The sequence below is a fragment of the Pseudoalteromonas sp. PAB 2.2 genome, assembly GCF_001938575.1.
Taxonomy (GTDB): Bacteria; Pseudomonadota; Gammaproteobacteria; order Enterobacterales; family Alteromonadaceae; genus Pseudoalteromonas; species Pseudoalteromonas lipolytica.
The window spans coordinates 299,494-312,165 of record NZ_LYPI01000008.1 but is presented as its reverse complement, the minus strand read 5'-3'; the positions used below and the strand labels follow the sequence as shown (position 1 = coordinate 312,165).

The window sequence follows — 12,672 nt, the reverse complement described above, 5'->3', positions numbered from 1 at the left end:
AAAATTTCATCTATACTCATAGTTGCTTATTTACTAGGTGAATATGTATGGCTAACTTAAAAGACCGTCGATGTTTTCTAAAAAAAATGGGTGTGGGAGTCGCTGCTTCAACACTGGCATTTAAAGCACCGTATGTTTTTGCAAAAAACACTGTCACTTTGAGAGTGATGGGCACACATGTCACCTTGCAAGAAGAGTTACGTCAACGAGCAATGCGTGAGCTTGGCATTAATATCGAATTTACTCCAATGGGCAGTGCTGCAGTTTTACAAAAGGCGGCAGCGAATCCAAGTTCTTTTGATTTGTACGAACAGTGGTCTGATTCAATTAATATTTTGTGGCAAGCTCGGGCTATCCAACCATTAGATATTGATAGGCTTATTTATTGGAACGAAATTAATCCACTAACTAAAACCGGGCGTGTAATACCTGAAGCAAAAATAGGGGCGGGGGATTCACCCAATAAGCTTTTGTATGTTCAGCCTGATGGTCGTCTCGGTACGACGCCTAGCAAAAAAATCAGTTATATGCCGTATGTTCACAATGTTGATTCCTTTGGCTATAACACGCAATTTATTGAGCAAGGTATTCCCTATGAAACCGAATCGTGGGCATGGTTGCTCGACGAAAAAAATAAAGGGAAAGTAGGATTAGTTAATGCGCCCACCATAGGTATTTTTGACGCCGCACTTGCTGTTCAGGCCCAAGGGCTGATGAGTTTCAATGACTTAGGAAATATGAGTATTACAGAAATTGATCAGCTGTTTAAAATTTTGCTCGAGAAAAAAAGGCAGGGTCACTTCGCTGGATTTTGGACATCGGTTCCACAGTCGATAGACTTTATGAAAACTAACCGTGTGACTATTCAAAGTATGTTTTCACCGGGAGTAAGTGCATGCAGAGGACAAGGTATCCCTGTTGTGTATGCTTCACCCAAAGAAGGTTATCGTGCTTGGCATGGGGTTATGTGTTTATCGGCCAATACGCAAGGGCATGTAAAAGATGCAGCGTACGATTACATGAACTGGTGGTTGTCAGGCTATCCCGGTGCATTTATAGCGCGTCAGGGCTATTACATTTCTAACCCAGAACGAAGTCAGCCTCTTATGTCTATACCAGAGTGGAATTACTGGTATCAAGGTAAAGAAGCGGTGACAGACTTAACAGGCACTGATGGAAAAATCTCTGTTCAAGCTGGGCAGGTAAGGGATGGAGGCAGCTACATTAAGCGCTTTTCTAATATCGCGGTTTGGAATACCGTCATGCCAAATTATGATTACAGTTTAGATAAGTGGTTTGAACTGCTTAATTCTTAAGGAACTGCCTTGTCGAATATTTTCTCACGCTCTGTTGCTGCAAAAATGTTATTAGCGTTGATGCTAATTTTACTTGCTATGAGCGCCAGTTACTACGTTATGAATAAACGCCTAAATACAATAGAGGTTGCTTTTAACGATATAAGCCGAATCAGTAATTACGCTGTAAGTATTCTTAGGATCAATAAAGACATAGTCGAAATGCAACGCGATATCTCTGTGTATGGCGGGAGTGGAAGCAGTGCTGTGTTTGAAAAAATCGTCGAAAATTTTCAAAGTATCAAAACACGTCTAAGCGATGTTGAGCTTAAAAATGAAGAGAATGAGAGTCAAATTTACCTCAACGCCATGTCTGAACTAGTAAAGAGGTACGGCGAGAATTTACAGGTCTTGACCAAGCGCTACGAAATAAGAGCAACATTGACAGAAAAAGAATTACCCCGAATTTACGCTGATGCAACGACACACCTTGATAACTTAATGCGAAAAGTAACCACTGTTGAAGAAAAGTTATTTATTTCTGAGTATCTCAATCTGTGGCATTCGTTGCATCGAGATGCGTATTTGTTTTTAACCAAAAAAGATTATGCAAAAAGAGCGTCAGTTAACGATGCTTTACGAATGATTTCGACGAAATTAAATGCCTCTGTGCATATTCAAAAAAGTGAATACCGCTCTGAAATTAACCAACTTTCAAAAATGGCAGATACTTATAGTCAGGCATTTGCGAGGAGTATTCAAGCAAATCGCAATTATTTAAGTTTAGTCAATGTTGTAATGGCCGGTGACGCAATTGAATTTAGTACTTTAGCAAATGAACTAAGAGAGCAATCATTAACAAGGTTAAGCCGTATCAAGGAAGAAGCAGAAAAAACAGTTTCTAAAACAGAACGTATTTTAAAGCTACTCGCGTGGGGAGTGTTAATTTACATTATTGCCTTGTCTGCTTTTTTCCATTTGCAGATCTCTAAGTCTATTAAACGCCTTACGGTGAGCTTTAAACACTTTCTTAATGGCGATTTATCAGCACCAATTTATGACTTACATAGAAAAGATGAAATAGGTGTACTTGCAAAAGCGGCAGATAGCTTCAGAATTTTAAGTAAAGATTTATCAGATGCCAAACAAACCGCCGAACATACCACTAAAGTTAAGTCAGAATTTTTGGCGAATATGAGCCACGAAATACGAACGCCTATGAACGGTATTTTGGGTATGGCACGTCAATTGAGTCGTACACCATTAAATGCAGAACAAGAAAAAATGTTGGCCATCATACACTCTTCAGGTGCGAGCTTATTAGTAATTATCAATGATATTTTAGATTTAAGTAAAATCGAAGCCTCAAAAATTGAACTGGAAGAACAGCCAATAGCATTAAACTTATTACTCGATGAGCTAACACATTTATTTAAAGCGCAAGCTAATAATAAACAAGTCGAACTGTTTATTTCAGTGTTGCCTGAGGACCCCAATTTTATATTTTTGGGAGATGAAACACGCCTTAAACAAGTGCTTATTAATTTAATTGGCAATGCAATTAAATTTACAGAAAGAGGCAGTGTATCGTTAAATGTGAGTATTCATCAGCTATCGAATGATGAATTTAGCATTACATTCCACGTTTCAGATACCGGAATTGGCATAGCGAAGGAACAGCTTAATAGCTTGTTTGAGGCCTTTTCACAAGCAGATGCCTCAATTACACGACGGTTTGGTGGTACAGGACTCGGTTTAGCCATTTCTAGTAAGCTATTAAAATTAATGGGGACTTCATTGCACGTTGAAAGTGAGTATGGTGTTGGCTCAGACTTTCATTTTGATCTCAATGTTATCCGAACGAATGAGTCTGTTTATAGTGAACAACAGCACATGCAAGAACCCCATGAGCAAGCAATTGATTTCTCTTGGCTGAATGTGCTGATTGTCGAAGATAACGAAATCAATCAAATCGTTATTGAAGCGATGTTGAGTGAGTTTAATATCAGCTCTATCAATATTGCCGATAATGGCGAGCAAGCTATTCTTCAGTGTGAAACACGGGCGTTTGATCTCATTCTTATGGATATGCAAATGCCTGTCTTAGATGGGCCGCAAGCGACATTAAGGATCAGAGAGATGCCTTCCTATAAAAACACTCCCATCATTGCTTTAACTGCCAATGTATTAAGTGCCGACAAACAACGCTGTATTGATGCCGGGATGAATGACTTTATTGCAAAACCAATTAATTATGAGTGCGTTAAAGCTATTTTGTTGAAATGGTGCACAAAAGCAGCTGATGAACGGTAAGGGGAGCTGAGTGAATATTTTACTAAAAGAAAATAAAAAAGCAGCCTCATTGAACCCATACTTTGCTTTAGTGTCGATAGTATTTGTTATTTTTATAGCAATCGCCGTTAGCTTTTTTGAAGGGCAAGTAAAAGAAGATGTTTTAGACTCGATAGACCAAGAGTTCGTCGAAACGAATCAAAGGCTAAAAGAAATTGTAACAACGACACTGTCAGAATATAAATCAGATTTACGGTTTTTGTATTCAACACCGCCAATTTCAGGCTTACCAAGAGCCCATTTTAACAATGGAATAGACCCATACGATGGCACTAGTTATCAGCAATGGAAAGAGCGATTAGAAACTATTTTTATTGGTTATATGGAAAATAACCTTGCCGTTGAACAGTTACGTGTTATTGCGGTGACTGCTGAAGGTAACGAACTTATTCGTGTTCAGCGTGTTGGCGCATCTGTAGAAGCCTCTGCGGATTATTCATTACAATCTAAAAGTGGCGAGCCTTATTTCTTGCCCAGTACGTTGCTTGAACCAAAGCAAGTGTATATGTCACCACTGTCTTTAAATCGTGAGTTTGGTGAAATTGAATTTCCTTTTAAACCGATGATTCGGTTTTCGATACCAATATACAGTGAGAACGGTAAGCGTTTTGCTTTTTTAATTATGAATGTTAATGCCAGTACATTACTTAATAACCTTAAAGAAACAGTGTTTGATACCTCACAACTTATTATTAGTGGCTCTGATGGAGATTTTATTATTCATCCACTTGAAAGCTATCAATTTTCTAGAGATTTAAATCCCAGTGTAAATTGGCAGGCTGTTTACACCGAAAACATAAAGTACAACGGTATCTATTTAATAAAGTCAAAAGCGAATACCGAAGAACAGTTCTATGTACGTTCAGAAAAGTTGTATACCAGATCAGGTAATAAATATGGTTTTGTAAATTTTAACCTACTTGCACCTAAAGAATATGTGGATAATTTGATCAATGAAAAACGCTTGATCACCTACAGTCTGTTATTTGCAGTGATTGTTTTCACATCAATTCTTTTAATTACATTTTATCGTAATGCGATTAGAAGCCAATTACTCGCAGAAACCAGACAAGAAGCATCAGCAATTGTCGATGGTTCTATCGATGCAATTATTGCCCTTAACTTAAAAGGGTATCTGACCAGTTTAAACCATACTGCAGAGCGATTATTGCTCATTTCAAGTAAAGCGGCAGTAGGGAAATCGAGTAAGGAAATTGAATTTCTATCTAATTTACCAATCGATGAATATGTAAAAAAAATACAGAGTTCTAGAGCTCAAATAAAGGACGAGTGCTCATTCGTGCAAGGTGAATATATCGCGCATTACGCTATTTCAGTGAGTCCTGTTTTTTCTGAGCACAGTAACCTAAGTGGTTTGGCTTTAATAATTAGAGACATTAGTAAAGAAAAACAGGCTGAAATTAAAGTTAAACGTCTTAACTCTGAGCTTGAAGCCAAAGTGCGTAAACGTACACACGCACTTGCAGAAGCAAAAGACGAAGCAATTAAACACAGCGAGGTTAAAAGTGCATTTATTTCGAATGTGAGCCATGAACTGCGAACATCATTAAATGGTGTCATTGGCACGCTAAATATTTTGAAACGAGAAGCGCTAACAGATAAGTCACGCAAGCTTGTTGATATGATGGAGTTGAGCGCATCAAGCTTAAACTTATTAATTAACGATATTCTTGATTTGTCGAAAATAGAGGCAGGAAAACTCGACTTAAATATTCAGTTGATAAACCCGCTGCTACTGATTGAAAGTTTGGTGAGCTCGTGTGCTGTCAGAGCCTTCGATAAAGGGGTTGATGTGTACTTAGACACCACAGAACTTACATGCGATAAGCTAGAAGTAGACCCCCTTAGACTAACTCAAATTATTAATAACCTGATTAGTAATGCCATTAAGTTTACTGAAAAAGGGTTTATTAAAATTAAAGTGAGTACGGAGCATGTTGCAAATAATGAATATAAATTAAGGGTTAGTGTACAAGATACAGGAATTGGCATTGATCCTCTTTCGCAAAAACGACTGTTTGGTGCTTTCCAACAAGCGAGTAGTGCAATTACCGAGAAATTTGGGGGGACGGGATTAGGAATATCGATCTGTAAGCAGTTATGTCATGCAATGGGTGGAGAAATTTACTTAGATTCAACTTTAAATCAAGGCAGTACATTTAGCTTTTATATTAAGGCACGCGCGAGTGAAAGAAACTTAAAGCAAGAGCAGGCATGTTTTTCTTCTAAACATGTTTTAGTGTGTAGTCAAAATGCACATATTATAGAAATAATTGAAAAATTGGTTGTTTTATATGGCGGGCACGTAAGCGTTTCATCGCTTAGTGAATTAGACCTACACGATGATGAGAACATTGATTTTGCCATCATAGACGACGAAGAAACCAATAATAATACGAGCTTAGATCACCTGCATGAAACACATAGCAGCACTCACGTTGTCTTATTGCATCAGTCTGATACTTCAATACCAAAAAGCAAAGCGGGCAAAGTGAGTAAAATAAGTAAACCCCTTACACAAACAGCCCTATTACGCATTGCAGGGGTTGAGCTGCGTGATAACGAAACACACACGTTATTACATGACAACAGTGCTGGCGAGTTCGCAATTTCAAATGAGCGTTTATCACAAATTAAAGGCAGTAAGGTACTTATTGTCGATGACAATAAAATTAACTTAGAAGTAGCGAAAGGGGCACTTGACGAGCTACCCATTGAAATACTCACGGCCAACAATGGCCAAGAAGCCATTGAACATTTATTGCAGAGCGAAGCAAGCGGAGCGCCTGTAAACTGTGTACTACTCGATTGTCAGATGCCAACTTTAAATGGCTATCAAGTGTCTGAAAAAATACGTTCAGGTGAGGCTGGTGGCGCTTTTATTAATGTACCTGTGATTGCCATGACTGCGAGTGCGATGATGGGCGAAAAAGAAAAATGTTTATCAGTCGGTATGAATGATTATCTTAGCAAACCAATTAAAGCCGATGATGTGCTATCAAAAGCTGTGAAATGGATTTTATCGGATCATGAACAGCAAACAGAAGCACACGTTAGCACAGTAGATGAAGCGCAGTCATTATGGAATCGTCAAGAAGCGCTTGTACGGTTACTTAATAAAGAGGCTTTACTAAAAAGAATATGCCAAATATTTATGATCAACGCGCCGAAAAAACTCACTGATTTAAAAGATCAGTTTGCAGTGCAAAATCATGCGGAAGTACATCAAACTGCGCATGCTTTAAAAGGGATGTGTGGTGAGCTGAGTGCCGATAAGCTCAGAAAATTATGTGAAGAAATTGAGTTAAAAGCACGCGAGCAAAACCTCGAAATCAAAGACACACTTCAAAAACTAGAGCGCCTGTTGCCACAACTAATGGCTGAGATAAAAGGGTGGTTAGAATCGCTAGAAAGATGAAATTACTCACGACAGAGCCCGTGTGAATGATGCCTGTGTTATGCACAGGCATCCAGATAAGTGATTATTTTAAATGCTTAAACGTATCAATCATCCACTTTATAAATAACTCTAGCTGTGCGTTAGTCTCACTCGGTTCGTGCTGGACTAAATAGTATTTATCTTTGGTTTTTAATGGCATATCAGTAAAATTAAATAGCCATTGCTCTTCAAACCAGGTTTGACTAATTGGTAAAGGAATAAGTGCAATTCCCATCCCTTGCTGTGCAGCACGCGCAACCCCGAACATACTATCAACCTGAATAATTTGTTTAGGTGCGAAGTCTTCAATACCTGCATGTTCTGCCCATTGGTGCCATGCCCAAGGACGTGCTTTATGCAGTATTAGGGGCACTTCATTAAGGGCTTGAAAAGGGTTTTCGTGCCATGCTTGCCAGTTTTCTTTATTACATGCCGGTGTATACGACAACGAAAATAATTCGTGTACAACCCCTTCGTGTGGCTTAGATGACGATAATACAATTGATAAGTCACTTTGCTTGGTCAGTTCCTTGCGCGTTTTTAAGGTGTTTAGCTGTAAGTTAGTGTTTGGATGATCGGCGGTCCACTCACTCAACTTTGGCATTAATAATTCACTGGCAAAAAACTCAGGCAGGGTAATGCTTATAGTGATATTTTCTTGTAACTGACTAAATTCATTAATGGTTTTTTCGAGAGCTTTAATCAGAGGTGACACTGAATCATAAAAGTTCTTACCCGCAGCGGTTAAACGAATAGAGCGAGTTTGACGTTCGAATAGCTCAATCCCCAATTGCTCTTCTAATTGCTTGATCTGATGGCTTACGGCTGATGGCGTAAGATAAAGTTGGTTTGCTGCATCTTTAAAGCTCAGTGTGCGAGCAGCGAAACAAAATGAGCGTAGGCCACGAATAGGTGTTTGCATAGTTAATTTCAGTAATTCTCAATAGCGCGTTTTATGAAGTTAAGAGCTAAGCAATTATTATCCCAATATTTAAAAACTTACAGACTAAAGGGTGAATATAGCTAACTTTTGCGATAACGCCTAAAAATTAAGCGTTAATTGCTTGTTTAATCTAGTTTTTCGCCTCAAAAAGCAAAAAAGGCGAGTGTAGCAGTTTTTATTTATTGGTAACAAGTAAAGTGCTCCTTACGTGTTACTCACAAGTTTAGGGCATTTTATACTAATTGTGTGACAAATTGGTGCAGTGAGGGGGATATAAAAGATAAAAAAAATCCCTCTTGCGAGGGATTTTGGGTAACTCAGCGCCATTGGCACTGGGAATGAGGTCGGTACATTGGGATGTCAGTGGTTAGAAAACCATTTCAGGGACATCACCTTCAATAAGCAATTTTCCTGCCGTTTTGCTTATGATTTCATCTACTGATACGCCTGGTGCGCGCTCTAGTAGATGAAAAGCGCCGTCTTTGACTTCGAGTACGGCTAAATCAGTTACGATTTTCTTTACACAGTTAACCCCAGTTAACGGTAAAGTGCAACTTTCTAATAACTTAGAGTCGCCATGCTTACTTGCATGCGTCATCGTAACAATAATATTCTTCGCGCCAGCAACAAGGTCCATCGCGCCACCCATGCCTTTAATCAGCTTTTTTGGGATCATCCACGATGCGATGTTTCCGTTCTGGTCAACTTCAAATGCACCTAATACTGTTAAGTCTACATGACCACCCCGTATCATGGCAAAACTATCTGCACTATTAAATATTGCTGCACCTGTTGCTGCTGTCACGGTTTCTTTACCCGCGTTGATCATATCTGCATCAACTTGGTCTTTAGATGGGTACGCACCCATTCCTAGCAGACCATTTTCAGATTGCAGCATGACTTCTATGCCATCGGGTACATAGTTAGCGACAAGGGTAGGGATACCAATCCCTAAATTAACGTAATAACCGTCTTGTAGCTCTTGTGCAACGCGCATAGCTACTTGTTCACGTGATAATGCCATTTTAATGCTCCTTAATCGCGAGTCGTTACACGTTCGATGCGTTTTTCAAAGTTACCCTTGATCACACGATTAACATAAATGCCTGGGGTGTGAATTTGGCTCGGCTCCAGTTCACCCGGCTCTACGATTTCTTCAACCTCAGCAACGGTAATCTTACCTGCGGTTGCAGCCATTGGATTAAAGTTCATGGCTGTGTGACGAAACACGAGGTTGCCATAGCGATCGGCTTTCCATGCTTTAACAATCGCAAACTCACCTGTAATTGATTCTTCTAGAATGTATGGGCGACCATTAAATTCTTTAACTTCTTTGCCTTGTGCAACAGGGGTGCCGTAACCAGTTGCAGTGTAAAATGCCGGAATACCCGCACCACCAGCACGCATTTTCTCAGCAAGTGTACCTTGTGGCGTAAGTACTACGTCAATTTCGCCATTAAGTAACTGTTGTTCAAATAAGGCATTTTCACCAACATAAGAGGCAATGATTTTTTTAATTTGCTTGTCGTGTAGCAAAATACCTAAACCAAAGTCGTCAACGCCACAGTTGTTAGACACAACCGTTAAGTTTTTTGTTTGTTTACGCTTTATTTCGCCGATAAGTCCTTCAGGAATACCACACAAGCCAAAGCCACCAGCGATAATGGTATCGCCATCTTTTAAACCTTCCATCGCAGCTTCGTAACTCGAAACCACTTTATCAAAACCGGCCATGAGCCTACTCCTTAATTATTCTGCGTGTTCTTTAGAGCAAGTGAAACCTTGCTGACAGGTTGTTTATTTAATGCGCTACAAATAGCCCAACCAGCTTTCGCCAGTCTTTCTAAATCAATTCCATGCTCTATGCCAAGCCCTTGCAGTAAGTAAACTACATCTTCAGTGGCAACATTTCCTGACGCTCCTTTGGCATAAGGGCAGCCACCAAGGCCTGCAACGGCACTGTCAACGGTTGAAATACCTCGCATTAGCGCGGTGTAAATATTTGTGAGCGCTTGCCCGTAGGTGTCGTGAAAATGTACAGCGAGTTTTGACTTATCAATATGTTGCAGTAATAAATCTAATAACTCGTCCACTTTTTTTGCTGTTCCTACACCAATTGTGTCACCAAGGCTAATCTCGTAACAACCCAAGTCTAATAAACGCTGCGACACCTTTAATACATCAGCGTAGTCAACGTCACCTTGGTAAGGGCAACCCATTACACAACTTACATAGCCACGAACACGAATATTATTTTCTTTCGCAAAGTCCATGACCTCTTTAAAGCGGTCAATACTTTCATCAATCGAGCAGTTAATGTTCTTTTGACAAAATGCTTCGCTGGCTGCGGTAAATATAGCAAACTCTTTAATGCCCACTTGATGAGCGGCTTCTGCACCACGTAAGTTAGGGGTTAGCGCACTTAAATTAACATTAGGTAAGCTTAATGCGTTGATCACATCACGTGAGTCAGCCATTTGCGGCACCCATTTAGGTGATACAAATGCTCCCGCTTCAATATCGTTAAGACCCGCGTTGGCTAGGGCGTTAATTAGTTCGATTTTATCTTGGCTGGTGACGGCTGCTTCATTTTGCAGTCCATCACGGGCACCCACTTCAACAATACGTACACACCCAGGGAACTGTGTCATACCGCCTCCTGTTCCTCGACTATGGCGAGCATATCGCCATGGCTAACTAATTCACCTTCACCAAAACAGTAGCTGGTTAATACACCATCATGTGGAGCATTAAGCGTGTATTCCATTTTCATTGCTTCGATAATTACAACCGCATCGCCTTTAACTACTTCGCTACCCACAGCGACAAGGTGTTTAACGACTGTGCCGTTTAATGGGGCCGCAAGAGGAAGTGCATCACTTTCATGTTCACTAATGTAGTGTTTATCGATGAGTTCAATCACTGTTTGCTGAGCGTTATACATTACAGTGATATGCGTGTCTGTTTGGATAACATGCGCGACAACTTTTTCACCATTAATGACTAAGCGAGCAAGGCCATTTTCAACAGTGCCTGAACTTGTATAGTCAACTGAGTTGAGGTTGATTTTAAAACCATCGGCACACTTTTCAGCTTGCACCGCAACATCAGTAAATGGGATTTTTGTTAGCGCAGCGCTGTTTAGCATAAAGCCAGTTAATTGCTGCCATGGACTCGCACTACTGCCTTTTAGTGTGCTCATGTATGCAAATGCAGCGATTACTGTCGCGAGTGTATGTTGTTGCTCGTCTTTAGCGACTAATTGCGCACCTTGGTCTTCAATAAAGTGCGTATCAGGCGCACCAGCTTGAAACGTAGGGTGGTTAGCAAGGTTGTGCAAAAAGTTAACGTTACAACTAAACCCAGCTAAATGAAATTGTTGCAGTGCTTTTGATAAACGACCAAGCGCAGCCTCACGGTTGTCATCGTGAACAATGAGCTTAGCAATCATTGGGTCGTAAAACGGGCTAATTTCATCACCAGCGGCAATGCCAGTGTCTATGCGTACAAACTCTGATTCAGTCGGGGTGAATAGGGCATCAATACGGCCAGAACACGGGATAAAGTCATTGCTTGGGTCTTCTGCATAAATACGTGCTTCAAAGCTATGACCTTGCAGCTGAATATCCGCTTGTGACAGCGGCAGTTTTCCACCTGCAGCCACATTAATTTGCCAGCTTACTAAGTCAACGCCAGTGACCATTTCGGTTACCGGGTGCTCTACTTGTAAACGAGTGTTCATTTCCATGAAGAAGAACTCATCGCCACACAGCAAAAACTCAACAGTACCCGCACCACGATAGTTAATTGCTTGTGCACAGCGTACAGCGGCTTCACCCATTTCTTTTCGTAGCGAATCAGATAAACCCGGCGCCGGTGCTTCTTCAATCACTTTTTGATGGCGACGTTGTAAAGAACAGTCACGATCGCCTAAATAAACACAGTTGCCATGATTGTCTGCAAATACTTGTACTTCAACATGACGGGGTTTAGTAACGTAACGCTCTAGAAGCACTAAATCATTACCAAAGCCTGCTTTAGCTTCACGCTTTGCCCCTTCAAGCGCACTGATAAAATCTTTTGCATGCTCTACTACACGCATTCCTTTACCGCCACCGCCAAAGGCTGCTTTGATAAGGACAGGGTAGCCAATTTTTTCTGCTTCGGCTTTTAAAAATTCATTGTCTTGGTTATCGCCATAATAGCCCGGCACTAAAGGGACATTGGCTTCGTGCATAATTTCTTTTGCACGCGTTTTAGAACCCATTGCTTCAATACTTGATGCTGGAGGACCAATAAATGCAATGTCGTTTTGCTCACAGGCTAGGGCAAATTCACTGTTTTCAGATAAAAAACCGTAGCCGGGGTGAATGCAATCAACGGAGGTTTGTTTTGCAACGTCGATAATTTTATCTGCGACTAGGTATGAGTCTTTGCTTGGTGCAGGACCAATGTGATAAGCCTCATCGGCCAGCTTTACATGTTGCGCGTGTTTATCTGCATCTGAATATACAGCAACCGTAGTTAGGCCCATTTGTTTTGCTGTGCGCATAACTCGGCAGGCAATTTCACCACGGTTTGCAACGAGAATTTTTTTCAACGTTTTTGTTGTCATAATGGAT

8 protein-coding genes are annotated in these 12,672 nt (G+C 40.4%); 3 read left to right on the top strand and 5 right to left on the bottom strand.

What is annotated here, in order from left to right; translation table 11 throughout:
- The first annotated feature begins 47 nt into the window (after nt 1-47).
- From BWD47_RS05475 to BWD47_RS05465, 3 genes are read left to right on the top strand one after another with little or no spacing between them, the layout of a single operon-like run.
- On the top strand, nt 48-1,316 hold the full coding sequence (locus BWD47_RS05475; protein ID WP_075593586.1) for a PotD/PotF family extracellular solute-binding protein: 1,269 nt from the start codon (nt 48-50) through the stop codon (nt 1,314-1,316).
- A gap of 9 nt (nt 1,317-1,325) precedes the next feature.
- Entirely contained in the window at nt 1,326-3,608 is a 2,283-nt protein-coding gene (locus BWD47_RS05470) for an ATP-binding protein (RefSeq protein WP_083422845.1), read from the top strand.
- Between the two features lie 10 nt (nt 3,609-3,618).
- Entirely contained in the window at nt 3,619-7,086 is a 3,468-nt protein-coding gene (locus BWD47_RS05465; RefSeq protein WP_075593585.1) for an ATP-binding protein, read from the top strand.
- 64 nt (nt 7,087-7,150) lie between these two features.
- Here BWD47_RS05465 and BWD47_RS05460 read toward each other — a convergent pair whose 3' ends face one another.
- The 5 genes from BWD47_RS05460 to BWD47_RS05440 all read right to left on the bottom strand — a co-directional run bounded on the left by BWD47_RS05460 (nt 7,151) and on the right by BWD47_RS05440 (nt 12,665).
- Nucleotides 7,151-8,029, bottom strand: coding sequence for a LysR family transcriptional regulator (locus BWD47_RS05460; protein ID WP_036968484.1), 879 nt, complete (start codon nt 8,027-8,029; stop codon nt 7,151-7,153).
- A gap of 388 nt (nt 8,030-8,417) precedes the next feature.
- The gene (locus BWD47_RS05455; protein WP_065979908.1) at nt 8,418-9,074 is read right to left on the bottom strand and encodes a 3-oxoacid CoA-transferase subunit B; all 657 of its coding nucleotides are present in this window, start codon (nt 9,072-9,074) and stop codon (nt 8,418-8,420) included.
- Between the two features lie 11 nt (nt 9,075-9,085).
- Nucleotides 9,086-9,784 carry a CoA transferase subunit A gene (locus tag BWD47_RS05450; protein WP_075593584.1) on the bottom strand — a complete coding sequence of 233 codons (699 nt, stop codon included), beginning with the start codon at nt 9,782-9,784 and terminating at the stop codon, nt 9,086-9,088.
- An 11-nt stretch (nt 9,785-9,795) separates the two neighbouring features.
- Nucleotides 9,796-10,701: a hydroxymethylglutaryl-CoA lyase gene (locus BWD47_RS05445; RefSeq protein WP_075593583.1), complete on the bottom strand. Its 906-nt coding sequence runs from the start codon at nt 10,699-10,701 to the stop codon at nt 9,796-9,798.
- Complete coding sequence (locus tag BWD47_RS05440) at nt 10,698-12,665, bottom strand: acetyl/propionyl/methylcrotonyl-CoA carboxylase subunit alpha (protein ID WP_075593582.1); 1,968 nt, start codon at nt 12,663-12,665, stop codon at nt 10,698-10,700. The genes BWD47_RS05445 and BWD47_RS05440 overlap by 4 nt, the downstream gene beginning before the upstream one ends.
- Between the last annotated feature and the right edge of the window lie 7 nt (nt 12,666-12,672).

Bases quoted from the DNA above. Each gene is read 5' to 3' on its own strand.
- BWD47_RS05475 (WP_075593586.1), top strand. From the start codon at position 48: ATGGCTAACTTAAAAGACCGTCGATGTTTTCTAAAAAAAATGGGTGTG.
- BWD47_RS05460 (WP_036968484.1), bottom strand. From the start codon at position 8,029: ATGCAAACACCTATTCGTGGCCTACGCTCATTTTGTTTCGCTGCTCGC.
- BWD47_RS05455 (WP_065979908.1), bottom strand. From the start codon at position 9,074: ATGGCATTATCACGTGAACAAGTAGCTATGCGCGTTGCACAAGAGCTA.
- BWD47_RS05450 (WP_075593584.1), bottom strand. From the start codon at position 9,784: ATGGCCGGTTTTGATAAAGTGGTTTCGAGTTACGAAGCTGCGATGGAA.
- BWD47_RS05445 (WP_075593583.1), bottom strand. From the start codon at position 10,701: ATGACACAGTTCCCTGGGTGTGTACGTATTGTTGAAGTGGGTGCCCGT.
- BWD47_RS05440 (WP_075593582.1), bottom strand. From the start codon at position 12,665: ATGACAACAAAAACGTTGAAAAAAATTCTCGTTGCAAACCGTGGTGAA.